Consider the following 17,351-nt stretch of genomic DNA (forward strand, 5'->3'; position numbering starts at 1 on the left):
GTTTCTTCGCGAAGTCTACGATTAATCAGCCAACGGGTCGGTTCCGCCGAGCTTCATCTCGAAACGCTCGTAGTCCTCTAGGTTCGCAAAGTGCCGCGAGTAGAGATCACAATCGCGGTCTACATAACCATAGAGGGCTGGCGCGACATCCACGATATGCCGTACCTTCACGTCCTCACCATCGGCCTGCTCGTTCGCCATCGCTTCAACGCGCTCTCGAGCCTTCTCTTCCGACTCCGCATACACAATATAAAAGTCCTCGCGGAAGAAGCTTTGGGCAGATGAACTGGACTTCTTAGCAAGCTCCATCACGACAATTCCAACATAAGGTTCCATTGCCGGCTACTGTCCTTTCCGGTTCTTGGTCAGCTTGGGCTCGACTCTACCTGCTCACCCAGACCACGTAGCGTGGAAAGAATCAGCCGGTCGCCCTTTAAGCACATCTCCAATGAAGATCCATTCCGCGCCCACGGCTTCAGCAGCGTCTACTCGCTGCGCGGCGGCATCGACGCCTGGCAAGAGCACAACGACACATAGCCCGCACTCTTGCTCAGTCTCCTCTGCTCACATGGCATCTTGTAAAAGGCATCAACCAGAAGGCGTTTTCAGAGCCAAAAACGCCTTTTACCCCCGCGCAAATGGCGTTTTAATCCCAAAGATGCCTTTTGACAGATGCCTTTTGCCAGACGCCTTTCGCAGAGGTCCTCGGCCGGTCGCCTTGTAAACTCACTGGCATGAGAAGCCGCCAGTATTACGTCGCTACCGCTGTGGTGTGTGCTCTCACGCTGGTGTACATGCTGCTGCGTTGGGACTCGGTGCCCGATCCCATCCCGGTCCACTTCGATGTCTCGGGCACCCCGGACCGCTTCGAGCCAAAGTCTTTCCTCAACGCAACGGTCCTCGTGTGGATCGGCGTTGTGTTTGCCATTGCACTGCCACTGTGCGTGCCGCCGATCTCGCTGGCTCGAAAAACTATGGATGTACCGGCAGAGTCAGCTCTTCCGTTCTCCGAGGCCACGGCACAGCGCGCGGAGCTGCTCACTCGAAAGACCTCCACGTTCATTGCCCAGACAGTCCTCACCATGACGGCCTGCGTGTGCCTCACTGCGGTCTGCACCGTCATTCCGGATATCCCCTTCTCCGGCTTTCTGCTCGTGGCCGCGTGGATAGCCTTCACCGTGTTCGTCATGATTCAGGGCGTCCGATTAACGCTGACATCCCCGAAGGCCGTGCAATCCATACCCGCCGACCATGAAGAACAAATTCGCAACGAAGCACTTCGTTTTGCCGGCAGCATGGGCATCTACAACGAGCCCACCGACCCCATGTGCATGGCAGTCTTTTCCACGAATTCTTCGAAGCTGCAGATCAACACCGCGCACGAACCGGGCCGGCGCTACCTGTGGCGCATGGGCATCGCCCTTAGCGCATCCATAGCATTCTGCGTGCTCATCGCCGTACTCTAGATGCATGGAGCACCTGTTTGAGCGCGCACAGTCGATCCTTTCTGATGCCACCCACGTTGAGGTTTTCACCGGCGCGGGCATGAGCGCGGATAGCGGCATCGCCACGTACCGCGATGCGCAGACGGGCATCTGGGAGAACGTGGATCCGGTTGCGATGGCGTCGATAAGCGCATGGCGTAGCGAGCCTGAGCCCATGTTCGCCTGGTACTTGTGGCGCGCACAGCTTGCGCAGCGGGCCGAGCCCAACGCCGGGCACCGCGCGATTGCTGCCGCACGCGGCATGACGGTGACCACGCAAAACATCGATAACCTGCACGAGCGCGCCGGAAGCCAAGACGTAGTTCACCTGCACGGCTCCTTGTTTGCCTTCCGCTGCACCGACTGCGATACCCCGTATGACGAGGACATCGCGCTCCCAACTAAGCCAGTTGAGTCCATCACGCCACCCGAATGCCCCATGTGCGGCGGGCTCGTACGCCCGGGCGTGGTGTGGTTCGGCGAAGCCCTGCCCGACGACGAATGGGCTGAGGCCGAGCGCCGCATGTCCACCGCGGACGCGCTGCTCATCGTGGGTACCTCCGGCGTGGTCTACCCCGCCGCCGGCCTGCCACAGATTGCCCACGCACGCGGCATCCCCATCGTGGAAGTCACCCCACAGCCCACCGACCTCTCGCCGCTTGCCAGCATCGTGGTCACCGCCACCGCAGCGGAGGCGCTACCTCGCATCCTGGCGGGGCGAATCAGTAGTGATAGCGAGCCTGCAGGATCCTAAGCTCGCCGTCTTCGACTAGATAGACAATCCTGTGCTCGTCCGTGATTCGCCGCGACCACGCATTCGGAATTCCGTACTTTAACGGTTCCGGTTTTCCGATTCCTTCAAAAGGGTCCCGCATCATGTCCTTCAAGAGTTGGTTGACCCGCTTGAGGACTTTCCGATCCTTGCGCTCCCAGTACAGGTAGTCATCCCACGCATGCGGGGTCCATGACAAAAGCATTTACGCATCCAGATTGATGTCGTGTTCTTCCGCTTTTCCACTAAGCGCTTGCTCGTAAGACTCCAATAGCCGGCGAGCATTAGCTGGAGATCGGAAAAGGTAAGCAGTCTCCACCCACGCCGAATAGTCGTCCGCTGACATCAACACAGCATTCCCATTGCGAGAGACGATCTCTACGGCATCCCTATCCTGATTTACCTTCTCAATCAGGGGGAAAAGAGTACGGCGAGCTTCCGAAGCACTAATCGACATGTCCAACCTCCACGTTGTGGTACAACAATACGGTACCAGAACACTTGTAAGGTGCTCTGTTCGTCGCTACAATCTTTTCCTCCTCCAAAGGAGATGAATCCATGCTCTACCTTGTTCCAGGAGCCTTAGCGGGAATCGTCTTTTATGTCATTCTCACAGCAGTGAGCTGGGCCATCGGGAAAGCCTGGCCACAACGACGTCTAGGCGCACATAGCCGGTTAGCCATCCACTGCCTTGCCGCAGTTGCATTTTCAATTTTTCTCGCCTTGCCTGGCGGCGGAAACTGGGCCACCCACCTGCAGATCAGCGGGTTCCTACTAGTGGGATGCGTTCTGAGCTGGGTGACTGCAGCGATGAACAACGGAGACAATGCCTGACGCCGTAGAGCGATAACTTCGCTTAATCGTCATTCCTCACATCCCTAATGGATACAAACCCTGTAAGTTGTTCTCCGGGGAGACATAAGGGCTTCTTCCCTGCATTTTCTCTTCGCTCATTAACGGAGAAAACGAATTGAGCGAACTGGGGAACAATCTGTACCGATGGAAAAAGCTCCCTTAATTGGTGAGTAATACGCCATCCCGCGTCGTACCATCGAAATCTATCGAATTGGCCCTTCCAACGCGGACGCTGGCGAAAGCTATCGGGTTTCTCGAGGAAATTCTGCTGAAACTCCTCCGTCCACTCAAGGATTTCGCGTCCCAGATCAGACTCAATTCCTAAGTCTTCAGGAAGATAGAATCCGATTCTATTAGCCCCAGAAACTATGAGTTCTTTAGACGGCCACAGCGAGCTTGGGTGGCTGTACTCTGGGCGGAGGAATATTTGCCGATTGGCCATGGAACTAGAGTAGCCCAGTGCCACTGCTAAATTTACGCAAGATTTTGGTGTAATCACCAAAACAATTGGCGGAGGCGGCGGGATTTGAACCCGCGGTGAGTTTCCCCACGCTGGTTTTCAAGACCAGTGCATTCGGCCGCTCTGCCACGCCTCCTCGTCACGCGTCAGCATGCACCGCGCGCAACACGTTCAGAGTACTAGACTCCGCGGCGGGAGAAGAATTCGCCTCATCACGTTGTGCAAAGCGCCCAACACAACCTACGGAAAACCATTGCCGCACGCACCTTGCTCTGGTTTACTCGGGCCCATGCAGACAGTCGATACCCTCATCATCGGCGGTGGTGCGGCCGGCCTTCAGGCAGCGCTGGTCATGGTCCGCGCCCGCCGCAGCGTCCTCGTAGTTGATTCCGCCACTCCCCGCAACCGCTTCGCCCACGAAATCCACGGTGTCATCGCCCTCGAGGGCACACCACCCCTTGAGTTCCAGGAGCGCGGCAAAGAGCAGCTGCGCAGCTACGGCGTAACAATCGCGAACGCCACCGTAGATTCCGTCACCGACAATGACCGCACACTCACCGCCACGTTGAGCAACGGTGAGACCATCGCGGCCCGCTCCATCATCGTCGCCAGCGGCGTGGACGACGTACATCCAAACATCCCGGGCCTCGAAGAAAACTGGGGAGATACAGTCCTTCACTGTCCTTATTGCCACGGGTTCGAGGTGGCGGACAAGAAGCTCGGCGTTCTCTGCATCGGCGAGTTCTCCCTGCACCATGCGGCACTCCTGCGCCAGTGGTCCAAGGACATCACCTTCTTCACCAACGGCATGGAGCTCACCGAGGAGCAGCGCGCGGACCTGACTCGACGGGGCATTGCGCTTGTCGACGGCCCCGTCACCGCCTTCCAAGATGGAAAGGTCCTGGTTGGGAGCACACCCCATGCCGTCGATGCGCTGTTCTACATGCCTGTTCCTCACCCGCACGATGAGTTCCTCGCTGACCTCAACCTCGAACGCCACAGCCCGCCGGCTGCGATGGGCGGAAGCCTCATCAAGGTGGGCCCAGCCGGTGCCACCAGCCACCCGCGCATCTGGGCCGTGGGCAACGTGGTTAACCCGCCGGCACAGGTGGCAGTAGCGATGGGCGAGGCCAACGCCGCAGCCATCGCGGTCAACGCGTTTCTCGTCGAGGATGATTGGATTTAAGTACGGTGGTGTGGCATGAAAGCCATCATTCAGACCAATCTGGAAGACCCACACTCACTGGAGTTGGGGGAAGCCGATAAGCCACAACTCCAAGACGGCGAAGTCCTCGTTAAAGTCAAAGCCGCCGGCGTAAACCGCGCCGATCTGCTCCAGGCCCGCGGGCACTACCCGCCGCCGCCGGGCGCTTCGGAGATTATCGGCCTCGAAGTCGCAGGCGAAGTCGTCGACGCAGGCGACACCGACATCGAGGTTGGATCCAAGGTCGGCGCACTGCTGGCCGGCGGCGGCTACGCCGAATACGTCGCCGTACCGCAAGGCCAGCTGCTGCCCATCCCCAGCGGCTATTCCTTTGCCGAGGCCGCATCCGTCATCGAGGTGGCCTGCACCGTGTGGTCGAACATCGCGATGGAGGCGAAACTAAATAAGGGCCAGACCATCCTCATCCACGGCGGCGCGGGCGGCATTGGCACCTTCGCCATCCAGGTGGCGAAAAACCTCGGCGCCACCGTCGCGGTGACGGCTGGCTCGGACGAAAAGCTCGAGACCTGCAAGGAACTCGGCGCGGATATCCTCATCAACTACAACGAGCAGGACTTCGCCGAGGAACTGAAGAACCAGTGCGATGTCATCCTCGACATCATGGGTGCGAAGTACCTCAAAAAGAACCTCATCGCGCTAGCTAAGGGCGGCCACATGGTCACCATCGGCATGCAGGGCGGCACAAAGGCCGAGCTCAACATGGGCATCCTCCTTAACAAGCGCCTGACCCTGCAGGGCACCACGCTGCGCTCCCGCTCGCTGGAGGGCAAGGCCGCCATCGTTGCGGATACCGTTAAGAACGTCTGGCCTTGGCTGGAGAACGGCAGCGTCAAGCACCATTTGCACGCTACCTACGCGCTTGCCGACGCCTCCGAAGCCCACCAAGCCCTCGACTCCGGCGAGGTCACGGGCAAGCTTGTCCTCGAGGTCTAAGCCAGGGACGCGACCACGCGGGTCAAGTGCTCAACGTCGTGGTACGTGCTAAACGGACTCAACGAGACCGTGACGGCACCGCCGACCTCTTCCACGCCCATCTCCGTGAGCAGCGGGGTGTGCGGGGCGATGGTAGTAACCAAGCCATTGTCGAAGAGCCGGCGGTGGATCACATCCGCAGGCACGTCGCGCACGGCGAAGGTCAGGCGCGGGAGGCGATCATCGGAGGCGTCGGCAGCCGCCTCACCCGTCACGCCCAGGATGTGAACGGCCGGCAGCGTGCCCAACAAGCTATAGAGATCCCCCGTGAGATCCTCCATGTAACCCGCGAGGGCTTCCATCGAACGCGTCAGGCGCACGCGGCGCGAACCGCGCTCCCCGCCGGCAAGTTCTGCCAGATGATCCACCAAGGGCCCAACGCCACCCGCCAAGCCCGCGGAGACCGGACCAACGACAATCTCATCGAGGCGGCGGAACATCGCGGTATCGCGGAAGACCAGCGCCGCCATCTGCGGGCCACCCAGCGCGCCCACATCCACACCAAGAATGTCTGCCCCAATCGCATCAAAGTCGAGGAGACGGTAGGGGGCGATCGATGAGACGTCGACAAGCGCCCATGCGCGCGAACGCTCATGGACCGCATCAACTATGTCCGAGGCCGGCGTGACCGTGCCCAGCAGCTCGTGCGCGGCGGAAAAAGCGACGAATCGCGTCGAGCCATCAACCAGATCGGCGTACTGGAAGGCTGGGAGCTCGCCCGTACCCAAATCCGGCTGCGCCCACCGAATATCAGCACCCACGTGCTCAAACGCGCGTGTCATCTCCGGCGAATCAAAGCGGGAGAGCACCACCGAAGACTGGCGGCGCAGCAGCGGGCGCAGTGCAACGCCCAAGGACTGGTAAAGCACCGGCAAGGACGGGCCCAGGATGACCCGTTCCGCCGTGGCACCCGTGAGATCCGCCACCGCCCGGCGCGCGGAGGCATACATGTCTGCCGCGTGGAGCTCCCCCGGATCGTTGTGCGCCGAGTGCGCACCCACGGCGTCCTCCAGCGGCTTCACCGTGGCGGACATGCGGAAAGAACGGGCAACACCAGAGGCCACGCGCTCCGCAATCTGCGGCGCGGCATGCGCGTTCAGGTAGGTCCAACCATCGGACAGACCAGTGTAAAGACCTCGCACGCTGGCGACGTCATACTGTTCCGTCATGCTTCAACCCTTCCTTCCGATGCGGATGAACGCCCCCTACTCTATACGCCCCACCTGAATCTTTCCTAACCCTCGGTTTTCCCAGCTCGCCCGTGTTTTCCCAGGTTACGGGCGTGTGTGTAGGTGTTTGTGGGACGTGCGCGCTAGGGTGAAGGGCGTGCAAGACAAGAAAAACCTGCGTGACGACGTCGCCCGCATGACCTCCGCGCCTGCACCCGGCGAGGAGCCGGCCTCGCGTTCCATGACCATGTCGGCGGCCTTCGCCGATCTCCTGCAAGGCGCTCGCCAGCGCGAGCTGTGGTTCAAGCTGGGCATCCAAGACATCAAGCAGCGCTACCGCCGCTCGGTGCTGGGTCCGTTCTGGATCACCATCGCGACCGGCGTGATGGCCGCGGCGCTTGGCCTGCTGTACTCCATGCTCTTCCAGATCCCCGTGGCGGAGTTCCTGCCCCACGTGACCGTGGGCCTGATTATGTGGAACTTCATTTCGGGCGCCATCAAAGAAGGCTCGACGGTCTTCATCGACAACGAGGGCCTAATCAAACAGCTGCCCGCGCCACTGTCGGTGCACGTCTACCGCTTGGTCTGGCGGCAAACCCTCTTCTTGGGCCACAACCTCATCATCTGGCTGCTGCTCATTCTTATCTTCCCGCGCCACCTAGGCTGGGAGTTCTTCCTGTTCATCCCGGCGTTAGGACTCTTCCTGGTCAACGGCGTGTGGGTCGCCATGTTCTTCGGTATCATTGCCACCCGCTTCCGTGACGTTGCCCCGCTGCTGGAGGCTCTAACCCAGCTGCTCTTCTACGTCACGCCTATCGTGTGGATGACCAACACCCTGAAGGAGCAAGGAGGCGCTGTAGCCAGCCGCGCGCGCATCGCTGAGATCAACCCGCTGTATCACTACATGGAGATCATCCGCGCCCCCATGATTGGTGAACCCGTCGCCGGCTATCACTGGCTCATCGTCATTGGCTGTACCGTCGCCGGCCTGCTCATCGCCGGCCTGGCCATGCGGCAGTGGCGCTTCCGCGTCTCCTACTGGGTCTAGAAAGGATCGTCCATGGTTTCCATTGATACGTATAACGCTTGCGTGGACTTTCCCATCTTTGATGCCAAGTCCCGCTCTCTCAAGAAGGCGATGCTCTCCACGGCCGGTGGCTCCATTGGCAAGAATGACCAGAACGTGGTCATGGTGGAAGCACTCAAGGACATCAACCTCCACCTGCGCGAGGGCGATCGCGTCGGCCTCGTCGGCCACAACGGCGCGGGCAAAACAACCTTGCTGCGCCTGCTCTCCGGCATCTACGAGCCCACCCGCGGCGCCGCCGATGTCCGCGGGCGCGTGGCCCCCGTCTTCGACCTCGGCGTGGGCATGGACCCGGAGGTCTCCGGCTACGACAACATCATCATCCGCGGCCTCTTCCTGGGCCAGACCATCAAGCAGATGAAGGCCAAGATGGATGAGATCGCGGAATTCTCTGAGCTGGGTGATTACCTCTCCATGCCGCTACGCACCTACTCCACCGGTATGCGCGTGCGCCTAGCGCTGGGCGTGGTGACCTCCATTGAGCCGGAGATCCTGCTTCTCGACGAAGGCATTGGCGCCGTCGACGCCGCCTTCATGGCCAAGGCCCGCGTCCGTCTTCAGGACCTGGTGAAGCGCTCCGGCATCCTGGTCTTTGCCTCCCACTCCAATGACTTCCTGGCCCAGCTGTGCGATACCGCCCTGTGGATCGACCACGGCCAGATTCGCTCGGTGGGCGAGGTCTCCGAGGTCGTCGGCGAGTACGAAGGCCCTGAGGTGGGCCAGTACGTGCGGGACTTGCGCAAGCGCTTCGACAACGAGGAGAACGCCTAGCCACTGCGTTTGTTGTCACTGCCATACTGCGCATCAATCATCCACGTTCCGCGCTGTCGGAAGGCCGGGATGGTACCCCGCGCCGCCTTATTGGCGGCCGCGGACCCAGAAACTCCATTAGCCTTTGCCCATTCCGACAAGCGAATTACCTTCGGCGCGGTCATGAGCGTGATGCGCTTGTGTAGGGACTCGACGAGTTGCTGCGCGATGAGCGTGCTCAGCGCAGAGAAGTCCCCACTAACTGGGTAGCCACGGAACACAGGGTAATAGTGGCGCTCTTTTCCCTTGTTCGGAATGATGATGGGCGGTGCCCCTAGCTCCAAGAGCTGTTGATTGATAATGACGCGCCCGATGCGCCCATTGCCGTCTGAAAAAGGATGAATGGTTTCAAATTCCGCATGAAACCGCGCGATTCGGTCAACAAAGAAGCTAGTGTCCTCGTAGTATTCGGCAATGGCTGTGTCCACCAGCCTGTCCACGTATTCAGAGTTGGCTCCCATATGAGCGCCCACGCGAACCCACTCCCCCCTTCGACGAAAGCACCCCGCCCAGTCGTCATTGATGCCGCGAAGCAACACGCCATGCAGTCGCAGAATGAGGTTTGCATCGAGCTTACCGACGCCCCGAATAAGTTCCTCAGTCACGTCCGCCAGGTTTGTGGCCTCAAAGACTTCCCGTAAATCGTGCGCTCTGGCGGTGAACCCCGCCAAGATGTTCTCGGTGTCCTCCAAAGTCAGCGTGGAATTCTCAATGGCGTTCGAGTTATACACTGACTCCGCCACCTCTGCGCGTGCTATCTCTGCAATGGCCTCGGAGTTGTCCTCCCGCAACGCTGCATATTGATCAAGAAGAGCGTCAATTTTTGAGGCGGTCCGCGCGTTAAGCATGCCAATATTATACAAGTATCCGTGAAAACGAGTCGATACTCTCCCATTTTCACGAATGATTCGTCACACTGCGAAGTTTGCTCCCAGAAGCTCGCGCAGTTCCTCACTCATCCCGGCCACAATCACTTCCGGCCCCGGCTGGTAATCCTCTTTGCTCAGCACGGCCTTGTTGCCTTCGATGGTGTAGCCCAGCTTGCGCGATACAGCCTGCGACGCCTCGTTCCCCGGCTCCCATTCTGAGCGCAGCCGGCGCGCACCCAGGTATTCAAAACAAAAGACCGCAACGGCATGGCGGACCTGCGTACCAATGCCGCGGCCCTGAAGGCGGTGGTAGATCCACGATCCGGTTACGACCTCATGGTTATCGGGAAAATTCTTTGCCCGCAGATCCACTGAGCCTATGACTTCACCATCAAGATGCACTCCGAAGTCGAGCGACCATTCTTCCGGGGACATCTGCGCGCGGTGCGCCCACCGGAAACCTGGATCAGGCTTCTGCTTCAACCACGGAAACGTGTAATCCGGTAGCGGCTCACCAAAAATCTCGGCGGCAGTGACACCATGAATCGCAGCGATGTCGTTATCACGCAGCACCCGCAGGGTCAGGTCACCCACGTGGATGGAAACTCGAAAGGGAGCCCACATTTCTTCAACGCTTCGTACGGTCATAAGGTCACTCTACTGTGTGCGGAACTCGTCAATGGGCCCATGCGCTGGAAGAATGCATACCCCTGTATGGGTGAATCACGATAGATACTTTTTCTATTTGCTCTTTTTCTTAGTTCCTTTCAAGCTAAAATTGTCGCGAGCCTGAATCACAGGCACCGTTCTCTCTTAACTCTAAGGAGCCCTATCATGAAGCGTTTCGCTGCTGGCGTTGTTGCCGCCGCTACCGCACTGTCCCTGTCCACTGGTGTTGCCTCTGCTGCAACTAACTCCGATGACGTCCAGGTAGCCACGGGAGTTCTTGACCTTCTCGGCGCCGCTGCTGCCAATGGTGTTTCTGATCCGCATGAGGGTTCCTCAGACATCAGCTCTAAGGCTCAAGGTGGAGAATGGTCGACCAACTCCTCCAAGGACTGGTTCAAATTCTACGGCTCTTCCTACGACAACGATCTCAAGCAGGGCTACGCTGCTGGCACCACCGCAGACATCCTCTGGGGCGTTGGCATCGCCGCTGCCGTCCTCGGCGCTGCTTACACCGCAGTTCAGAACGGCCTCATCCCGGGCGTTTCCCTTCCGTTCTAATTTGAACGCATCAAGCTTTTAGCTTTGAAGCTCTAGCTCCAGCCCTTTGAGGGCTGGAGCTTTTCCATATCGCATACTTTTTAGCCTTCACTTCTTTATCATTTTCTTTACTTTCGCTACCTCTACCTTTCTTCCAAGGAGTACCTCCATGAAGCGTTTCACCGCCGCTGCCGTTGCCGCCGCCACTGCACTGTCCCTGTCCATCGCCCCGGCTACTGCTGCTGAGAAGGGTTCTTCTGAGGTCTCCGAGGCTGAGGTCTTTGGCTACATCCTGAAGCAAGGGGCTAAGGAACTCGTCGGCGGTGACGGCTTCGCCTCCTCCGTGGATTACGGCATTGAGAAGGGCGCTGAAGCTATCAGCAGCAAAGGCAGCAGCGAGGGCAGCAGCACTCCTGAGGAAATCAAAGAAGGACTTGAGACTGCCGGCTCCGCCAAGGACGTGGCCATGTCTTCCCTGAAGAATGACACCGCCAAGGAATACCCGGTGGGCACCACCGCTGAGATCCTCGTTGGCACCTCCATCGCCGCGATTGTGCTGGGCCTCATTGCTGGTGTTGTCAATGCTGTGAACTCCGGTCTCATCAAGATTCCGGGCTTCAACGCCTAAACCTCGGCCACCTCCATGTCACGCACCTGAGCGCCACATGCGGGTGGCACAATAGAACCCATGACTGCCACCCTGTCCCAGGCCGGAACAACGGCCGCTGTGATCGTCACCCACCAGCGCGTGGAGCTGCTACGCGCCTCCCTTGAGCAGGTGGTGAACCAGACGCACCCGGTGCAATGGGTCATCGTGGTGGATAACGGTGCGGAAGCAGCAGTGAAGGAGCTCCTCCACGAACTGGCCGGTGAGCGCGGCGTCTACGTGCCTTCCGAGACCAACCTTGGCGGCGCAGGCGGCTTCGCGCTGGGCTTCCTTACGGCATTGGCCCTCGGGGCAGATGCGGTGTGGTGCGCGGATGATGACGGACGCCCCGCCGACCACCACGTGCTAGAGGAGCTCTACCGGGTTGCGGAAAACAACGCACTCCACGAAGTCTCCCCCGCCGTGTGCAACATCAACGAGCCCGCCAAGCTGGCCTTCCCTCTGCGCCAGGGCCTGGTGTGGCGGCGCTACATGAACGAGCTGGAGGGTGACTTCCTCCCCGGCATTGCCTCCCTCTTCAACGGCGCGCTCATCTCCGCAGAAGCCATGGAGATCATCGGTGTTCCGGACTACCGCCTGTTCATCCGCGGCGATGAGGTGGAGTATCACCGCCGCCTGGTCAACTCGGGCCTAAACTTCGGCACCGCGCTGACCACGAGCTACCTGCACCCGGATGGCTCCGATGAGTTCAAGCCCATCCTCGGCGGAAAGATGCACACGCAATACCCGGAGGGCGAGTTCAAGCGCTTCTTCACCTACCGCAACCGCGGCTACCTGTTGTGGCAGCGCGGCATGCGCAAGCTGCTGCCGCAAGAATTCGCGCGGTTTGGCTGGTTCTTCATCGTGCAGCAGCATGACGTGAAGGGCTTTATGGAGTGGCTGCGCCTGCACAACCGCGGCCGCAAGGAAGACTTCCGCCGGCCCTAAACCTCAAAGGACTTGCGCGTGCTGCGGAAAATCACCCACCGCTGCACAAAGAAGTTGATAAGCGTTGCCGTGCCCTGGGCAATCACGAAAGCGACCGCCAGCGCCCAGGACGAAGGCCAGTCCAGTGTGTGATCAAAGAAGGGGAAGGCCCAGCGATACAGCACAATGTTGATCGCATAGGTCATGGCGTAGGTGGCAAACACGGCAGCAAAGCGGCGCTTCGATGCCCGCGCGTTGAAGGTCCAACGCCGATTCAGCAGGTAGGCCACGAAGGTACCGGCGGCAAAGCCAACGGTCCGCGAGGCCACATCGCCGAACAGACCTAAACCAATTTGAAAGAGCCAGGTCAGGGAGACGTCGATAAGCGCGGCAATGGCTCCCGTGATTGCGAACTTCGCGCCCTGCGCCTGCAGGGAATTCGACCGTGAGAGGCGTTCGGCGCGACCAGCCATGGTTACTTTCCTTTGAAGATGAAGGCGCGCTGAATGGCGAAGTTGGTCACCGTGGCAACGCCTTGTGCGATGACGAAGGCGATGGTGTCCTTGACCGCGCCTTCAAAGCCCAAGCTGATCAGCGGGGCGTTGAGCACCCAATACAGGAAATTCTGTACTGCAAAGGTGGACAGGTACAGCAAGCCCACGGCACCGGCGGTGCGGCCGGAAACCTGGGCACCAAAAGTCCACCGGGCATTGGCCACATAGGCGGCGATGGTGCCGAAGACCCAGCCAATCGCCTTCGCCAGGGAGCGATGCAGACCCAAATAAGTAAGGAAGAGGGTCAGGCCGTAATCAATCGCCGCGGTGAAAACACCGACGGACACGAAGCGCACGAGTTGGGTCTTCATGCTAGAGGTAGGTTCAGTCACGACGAAATACTCTACCCGCGGATAAGGGCGCGGTAAATGTCCAGGCGGTCCACGGGCGCGACGGCATCTTCGCCATAGGCGCCGAGGGATGACAAAACCTTAAGCGACGCCGAGCACAGCTCCCGAATCGCCGAACCACGTAATTCCTCACCGTCATCGTCGACCCAGCCCAGAGCGGCCATGGCGGTCTCTACGACGGAATCAGTCAACTCGCGCCCGCCCATGCAGGACAGTGCCAGAGCCATGGACCAAAAAGCATCCTTGCCCTCATTCGTCACCTCGCGCGGCAAGGTGCGCAGCTGGCGGAACGCCTGAGCATCAATGCTTACCTCACGCTTCAGGTCCAGAGCTTGGAGGAGCGGAACAAAGTCATAGAGACGGGTTCTCTCAATCAGCGCGCGGACGGGACTAATGACAAGATCCAACACCTCATCGATGGTTTCCTGGCCCGTGAGCTCCGCATTCACGGCGGTGAGATCAAAGGGGGTCTGGAAAGAACCGGAACCGCCCACGCACAGGGCCTCCGGCGTCCCGCTATCGCGCGGGTAGGTCTCCACCACAACGATTTCGAAGTCCCACAGCCCCCAGGCGTAATCGACCTGCTCGCCTTCGCGGCTCAAGAATTCGCGCACGGTGTGGCTCGGATCGATGCGCTGGCCGCGGGCATCTGTGTGCTCAAAGAAGTGCCACGGTGAATCCTCTTGCGGCAGCCCGAAGCAGATTTCAAGAATGTGGTGGAGCTCTTCCAACGTGAGCGCGTCAGAGAAACCGATCTGGCGGTGAACCTCTGCTTCTGCGCGAACATTGGATACCTGGCACAGGAGGGTTTCACCACGATTGGCGCGGACCTGCGCCAAATCTGTGACCTGTGAGCTCATGTGCCCCACCATACGCATTTTTAGTTACGCGCGGTGAGCTCGCGTGCTTCAAGCTCGCTAAGGATGAGGACGATGGCAGCACTAATTCCGCCCCATACCGTCCAGGGTTTTGCCGCCCCACGGCGGCGAATAAACCGGACCACGCTTTGCTCAGTCTTCACAGTGATCCATCCACCCAGCACAAGAATGGCGAAGGCAACCGGGATGGCCCACACAGGAACGTCGGGGGTCTCCGGCTCCGGGCGGTCCTCATGGCTCTCTGCATTAGTGATAGCCACGAGCGCGCCGAATCCGAGGAAGGACAGCACGTAGGCGAAAACGAGCGCAGTCTTATTCTTGATCCAGTCAGGGAACGCGGTCATGATGCCCACGGCCGCAGCCTGGGTGATGCGTCCGGCAAGGGTGTCATCCAGCGCATAATTGTCTTGCTTGGGAGAAGTCATACCGCCCCACTTTAGGCGGGCGGTAGGCTACCGTGCATGTACTCCTCCAAAAAAGAGCACCTCACCCCGGCCCAGCGAGCAGCGCAAGATGAGCGCGCCGAGGAAGACAAACGCCACGGCCACTATCTGGCCACCGAACACACCTCGCTGCCGCTCAATGGTTTCATGACGCGGCTCATCGCCGAGGAACTCCCCATCCTCGATTCCGTCTCAAGGGCAAGAGTCTACGAGATCCTCCGTGAGTATGACGGCCCGGAGATCACCTCCCAGGAAGAGCTGCCGGAAGAGATCCGCGAGATTATGGATCTGTACTAATTCCGAACTAAAACCACATAACCGGACAGTACAAATGTTCCGTTTACTTGGCTTTTGTACCTAATCTCACGTTTTCACTCACGCCACAGGCACTGTCACCTAGGTAGGGTAGAGAACCGACCCATCACATCGAATCAAAGAGTAAGAGATGGAACTGCATACTACTGAGAAGTCCCTCCACGGTTGGGGCCGCACGGCGGCGACAACCGCCCACGTTTTGTCCACCCCAGACGTCGACGTCATCAAGACTGCCGTCGCCCAGGTGGCTGAGGACAATGCTGATAAGCCCGCCCACCTGCGCCGTGGCGTCATCGCCCGCGGTATGGGCCGTTCCTACGGTGACCCCGCGCAAAACGCCGGTGGCCTCGTCATCGACATGCAACCCCTCAACAAGATCCACTCCATCAATCCGGAGTCGGGCATTGTCGACGTCGACGGTGGCGTCACCCTTGACCAGCTCATGAAGGCCGCTCTGCCCTACGGCCTGTGGGTTCCTGTCCTGCCGGGTACCCGCCAGGTCACCATCGGCGGCGCTATCGGCCCGGATATCCACGGCAAGAACCACCACTCCGCCGGTTCCTTTGGTAACCACGTCACCTCCATGGAGCTGCTCGTCGCCGACGGCCGCGTCCTCCACCTAACCCCGGAGGGAGAGCACAGCGATCTTTTCTGGGCCACCGTCGGCGGCATGGGCCTGACCGGCATCATCCTGCGCGCGCAGATCAAGATGACCAAGACGGAAACCGCCTACTTCATCGCGGATACCGACCGCACCGATAACCTCGATGAGACCGTGGCCTTCCACTCCGATGGCTCGGAGCACAACTACACGTACTCCTCCGCGTGGTTCGACGTTATCTCCCCGGAGCCGAAGCTGGGCCGCTCCACCATTTCGCGCGGCTCTTTGGCCACCTTGGAGCAGCTCGAGGAGTTCGCCCCGAAGCTGGCGAAGGACCCGCTGAAGTTCAATGCTCCGCAGCTGATGACGGTTCCGGATATCTTCCCGAACTTCACCATGAACAAGCTCTCCCTCATGGCTATCGGTGAGGCCTACTACCTCATGGGCGCCCCGGCGCGTAACCAGGTCAAGAACCTCACGCAGTTCTACCAGCCGCTGGATCTCATCGGCGAGTGGAACCGTGGCTACGGTTCCAACGGTTTCCTGCAGTACCAGTTCGTGGTGCCGACCGACGCCGTCGAACCCTTCAAGGAGATCATCCGGGACATGCAGCGCTCTGGCCACTACTCCGCGCTCAACGTGTTCAAGCTCTTCGGCCCCGGCAACAAGGCCCCGCTGTCCTACCCGATGCCAGGCTGGAATGTCTGCGTGGACTTCCCCATCAAGCCGGGCCTGGGCGCCTTCCTCGACGATCTGGATAAGCGCGTCATGGAATTCGGCGGCCGCCTCTACCTGGCCAAGGAGTCCCGCACCTCGGCGGAGAACTTCCACAAGATGTACCCGGGCCTCGCGGGCTGGCTCAAGACCCGCAACGACATCGACCCGACCGGCGTCTTCGCCTCCGATATGTCCCGCCGCCTCGAGCTGCACTAGAAAGGAATCACCTCATGCTGAATGCAGTAGGCCAAGCACAACACATCCTCCTTCTCGGTGGCACCTCCGAAATCGGCCTGGGCATCGTCGAAGAATTCCTCGAGCGCGGCCCGGCCAAGGTCACCCTCGCGGCACGCGCCAACTCCCCGCGTATCGCGGATGCCCGCGCGACCATCGAGTCCCGCGGCGGCGACGTCGAGGTCATCGACTTTGACGCGACTGACTTCGAGGGCCACGGGGACGTCGTCAAGCGCGCGTTTGAGCGCGGCGATGTCGACGTCGCCATCATCGCCTTCGGCACCCTCGGTGACCAGGAAGAACTGTGGCAGGACCAGGCCAAGGCCGTCGCCTCCGCCCAGACCAACTACACCGCACCGGTCTCCCTTGGCGTCTTGCTCGGCCAGAAGTTCAAGGAGCAGGGCCACGGCACCATCGTGGCGATCTCCTCCGTCGCCGGCATGCGCGTGCGCCGCTCCAACTTTGTCTACGGCGCCTCCAAGGCCGGCGTGGACGGCTTCTTCATCAACCTCGGTGAGGCCCTGCGCGGCTCCGGCGCCAACGTGCTCGTGGTCCGCCCGGGCCAGGTCCGCACCAAGATGTCGGCGGAAGCCGGCGAAGCGCCACTGACCGTCAACGTCTCCGACGTGGCCAAGGCCACCGTCAAGGCGGTCCTGGACGGCAAGCAGTCCATCTTCGTGCACCCGCTGTTTGAGTACGTGTCCTTGGGATTCAAGTTCATCCCGCAGGCGATCTTCCGGAAGCTGCCTTTCTAAAGTTCCGCTAAGTCCACGGCGT

At 60.1% G+C, this 17,351-nt stretch carries 24 protein-coding genes and 1 tRNA gene; 14 read left to right on the forward strand and 11 right to left on the reverse strand.

All coding sequences use genetic code 11. The annotated features are described in order from the left end of the window. Positions 1–21: 21 nt before the first annotated feature. The gene (locus HMPREF2912_RS02590; protein WP_010188343.1) at positions 22–336 is read right to left on the reverse strand and encodes a DUF4288 domain-containing protein; all 315 of its coding nucleotides are present in this window, start codon (positions 334–336) and stop codon (positions 22–24) included. A 72-nt stretch (positions 337–408) separates the two neighbouring features. Between HMPREF2912_RS02590 and HMPREF2912_RS13300 the strand changes: the two genes are divergently transcribed. The 3 genes from HMPREF2912_RS13300 (at position 409) to HMPREF2912_RS02600 (ending at position 2,238) form a co-directional block, all read left to right on the forward strand. Next, positions 409–537: a rhodanese-like domain-containing protein gene (locus tag HMPREF2912_RS13300; protein ID WP_256380802.1), complete on the forward strand. Its 129-nt coding sequence runs from the start codon at positions 409–411 to the stop codon at positions 535–537. A 197-nt stretch (positions 538–734) separates the two neighbouring features. After that, the gene (locus HMPREF2912_RS02595) at positions 735–1,466 is read left to right on the forward strand and encodes a DUF1648 domain-containing protein (protein ID WP_070683153.1); all 732 of its coding nucleotides are present in this window, start codon (positions 735–737) and stop codon (positions 1,464–1,466) included. Between the two features lie 4 nt (positions 1,467–1,470). Next, positions 1,471–2,238, forward strand: a complete 768-nt coding sequence (locus tag HMPREF2912_RS02600; RefSeq protein WP_070596293.1) for an NAD-dependent deacylase — start codon at positions 1,471–1,473, stop codon at positions 2,236–2,238. Here the strand turns inward: HMPREF2912_RS02600 and HMPREF2912_RS02605 are convergent. Both HMPREF2912_RS02605 and HMPREF2912_RS02610 read right to left on the reverse strand, forming a co-directional pair. Beyond that, positions 2,207–2,461: a Txe/YoeB family addiction module toxin gene (locus HMPREF2912_RS02605; RefSeq protein WP_070596290.1), complete on the reverse strand. Its 255-nt coding sequence runs from the start codon at positions 2,459–2,461 to the stop codon at positions 2,207–2,209. The genes HMPREF2912_RS02600 and HMPREF2912_RS02605 overlap by 32 nt on opposite strands. After that, complete coding sequence (locus HMPREF2912_RS02610) at positions 2,462–2,713, reverse strand: type II toxin-antitoxin system Phd/YefM family antitoxin (protein WP_070596289.1); 252 nt, start codon at positions 2,711–2,713, stop codon at positions 2,462–2,464. 101 nt (positions 2,714–2,814) lie between these two features. On the opposite strand from HMPREF2912_RS02610, the gene HMPREF2912_RS02615 reads away from it, so the two are divergent. Continuing rightward, entirely contained in the window at positions 2,815–3,090 is a 276-nt protein-coding gene (locus HMPREF2912_RS02615) for a hypothetical protein (RefSeq protein WP_070596287.1), read from the forward strand. Between the two features lie 529 nt (positions 3,091–3,619). On the opposite strand, the gene HMPREF2912_RS02625 is transcribed toward HMPREF2912_RS02615, so the two are convergent. Beyond that, positions 3,620–3,707: transfer RNA gene (locus HMPREF2912_RS02625), tRNA-Ser, on the reverse strand. 153 nt (positions 3,708–3,860) lie between these two features. Between HMPREF2912_RS02625 and HMPREF2912_RS02630 the strand changes: the two genes are divergently transcribed. After that, positions 3,861–4,757, forward strand: coding sequence for an NAD(P)/FAD-dependent oxidoreductase (locus HMPREF2912_RS02630; RefSeq protein ID WP_070683154.1), 897 nt, complete (start codon positions 3,861–3,863; stop codon positions 4,755–4,757). 15 nt (positions 4,758–4,772) lie between these two features. Next, positions 4,773–5,729 (forward strand): NAD(P)H-quinone oxidoreductase, encoded by a 957-nt coding sequence (locus HMPREF2912_RS02635; RefSeq protein WP_070683155.1) that lies wholly within the window; start codon positions 4,773–4,775, stop codon positions 5,727–5,729. Here HMPREF2912_RS02635 and HMPREF2912_RS02640 read toward each other — a convergent pair. Next, entirely contained in the window at positions 5,726–6,937 is a 1,212-nt protein-coding gene (locus tag HMPREF2912_RS02640; RefSeq protein ID WP_070520243.1) for an aminotransferase class V-fold PLP-dependent enzyme, read from the reverse strand. The genes HMPREF2912_RS02635 and HMPREF2912_RS02640 overlap by 4 nt on opposite strands. 196 nt (positions 6,938–7,133) lie before the next feature. Between HMPREF2912_RS02640 and HMPREF2912_RS02645 the strand changes: the two genes are divergently transcribed. Both HMPREF2912_RS02645 and HMPREF2912_RS02650 read left to right on the forward strand, forming a co-directional pair. Continuing rightward, positions 7,134–7,985 (forward strand): galactan export ABC transporter permease subunit Wzm/RfbD, encoded by an 852-nt coding sequence (locus HMPREF2912_RS02645; RefSeq protein ID WP_070444741.1) that lies wholly within the window; start codon positions 7,134–7,136, stop codon positions 7,983–7,985. Between the two features lie 12 nt (positions 7,986–7,997). Then, positions 7,998–8,795, forward strand: coding sequence for a galactan export ABC transporter ATP-binding subunit Wzt/RfbE (locus tag HMPREF2912_RS02650; RefSeq protein WP_070561654.1), 798 nt, complete (start codon positions 7,998–8,000; stop codon positions 8,793–8,795). Here the strand turns inward: HMPREF2912_RS02650 and HMPREF2912_RS02655 are convergent. Continuing rightward, positions 8,792–9,682, reverse strand: a complete 891-nt coding sequence (locus HMPREF2912_RS02655; protein WP_070596281.1) for a Fic family protein — start codon at positions 9,680–9,682, stop codon at positions 8,792–8,794. The two genes, HMPREF2912_RS02650 and HMPREF2912_RS02655, sit on opposite strands and share 4 nt — an antisense overlap. Before the next feature lie 63 nt (positions 9,683–9,745). Beyond that, the gene (locus tag HMPREF2912_RS02660) at positions 9,746–10,351 is read right to left on the reverse strand and encodes a GNAT family N-acetyltransferase (RefSeq protein ID WP_070596279.1); all 606 of its coding nucleotides are present in this window, start codon (positions 10,349–10,351) and stop codon (positions 9,746–9,748) included. 186 nt (positions 10,352–10,537) lie between these two features. On the opposite strand from HMPREF2912_RS02660, the gene HMPREF2912_RS02665 reads away from it, so the two are divergent. From HMPREF2912_RS02665 to HMPREF2912_RS02675, 3 genes are all read left to right on the forward strand, one after another. Continuing rightward, positions 10,538–10,930, forward strand: coding sequence for a hypothetical protein (locus tag HMPREF2912_RS02665; RefSeq protein WP_070533441.1), 393 nt, complete (start codon positions 10,538–10,540; stop codon positions 10,928–10,930). 148 nt (positions 10,931–11,078) lie between these two features. Beyond that, a complete protein-coding gene (locus HMPREF2912_RS02670; protein ID WP_070533443.1) occupies positions 11,079–11,537 on the forward strand; it encodes a hypothetical protein in 459 nt (152 codons plus the stop codon). 60 nt (positions 11,538–11,597) lie between these two features. Further along, complete coding sequence (locus tag HMPREF2912_RS02675; RefSeq protein ID WP_070533445.1) at positions 11,598–12,503, forward strand: galactofuranosyltransferase GlfT1; 906 nt, start codon at positions 11,598–11,600, stop codon at positions 12,501–12,503. Here HMPREF2912_RS02675 and HMPREF2912_RS02680 read toward each other — a convergent pair. Genes HMPREF2912_RS02680 through HMPREF2912_RS02695 form a run of 4 tightly spaced genes read right to left on the reverse strand, consistent with a single transcriptional unit; the run spans position 12,500 to position 14,689 of the window. Next, positions 12,500–12,955, reverse strand: a complete 456-nt coding sequence (locus tag HMPREF2912_RS02680; RefSeq protein WP_070596272.1) for a GtrA family protein — start codon at positions 12,953–12,955, stop codon at positions 12,500–12,502. The two genes, HMPREF2912_RS02675 and HMPREF2912_RS02680, sit on opposite strands and share 4 nt — an antisense overlap. Before the next feature lie 2 nt (positions 12,956–12,957). After that, positions 12,958–13,347 (reverse strand): GtrA family protein, encoded by a 390-nt coding sequence (locus tag HMPREF2912_RS02685; RefSeq protein WP_070520260.1) that lies wholly within the window; start codon positions 13,345–13,347, stop codon positions 12,958–12,960. Positions 13,348–13,379: 32 nt separating this feature from the next. Beyond that, a complete protein-coding gene (locus HMPREF2912_RS02690; RefSeq protein WP_070533529.1) occupies positions 13,380–14,246 on the reverse strand; it encodes a plasmid pRiA4b ORF-3 family protein in 867 nt (288 codons plus the stop codon). Positions 14,247–14,266: 20 nt separating this feature from the next. After that, on the reverse strand, positions 14,267–14,689 hold the full coding sequence (locus HMPREF2912_RS02695) for a hypothetical protein (protein ID WP_070520265.1): 423 nt from the start codon (positions 14,687–14,689) through the stop codon (positions 14,267–14,269). Positions 14,690–14,725: 36 nt separating this feature from the next. Between HMPREF2912_RS02695 and HMPREF2912_RS02700 the strand changes: the two genes are divergently transcribed. The 3 genes from HMPREF2912_RS02700 (at position 14,726) to HMPREF2912_RS02710 (ending at position 17,329) form a co-directional block, all read left to right on the forward strand. Further along, a complete protein-coding gene (locus HMPREF2912_RS02700) occupies positions 14,726–15,004 on the forward strand; it encodes a hypothetical protein (RefSeq protein WP_070520269.1) in 279 nt (92 codons plus the stop codon). Between the two features lie 148 nt (positions 15,005–15,152). Next, positions 15,153–16,556, forward strand: coding sequence for a decaprenylphosphoryl-beta-D-ribose oxidase (locus tag HMPREF2912_RS02705; RefSeq protein ID WP_070683156.1), 1,404 nt, complete (start codon positions 15,153–15,155; stop codon positions 16,554–16,556). A 14-nt stretch (positions 16,557–16,570) separates the two neighbouring features. Continuing rightward, positions 16,571–17,329: a decaprenylphospho-beta-D-erythro-pentofuranosid-2-ulose 2-reductase gene (locus HMPREF2912_RS02710; RefSeq protein ID WP_070533449.1), complete on the forward strand. Its 759-nt coding sequence runs from the start codon at positions 16,571–16,573 to the stop codon at positions 17,327–17,329. Positions 17,330–17,351 lie beyond the last annotated feature (22 nt).

Source organism: Corynebacterium sp. HMSC056E09 (genome assembly GCF_001813425.1).
Classification (GTDB): Bacteria; Actinomycetota; Actinomycetes; order Mycobacteriales; family Mycobacteriaceae; genus Corynebacterium; species Corynebacterium hesseae.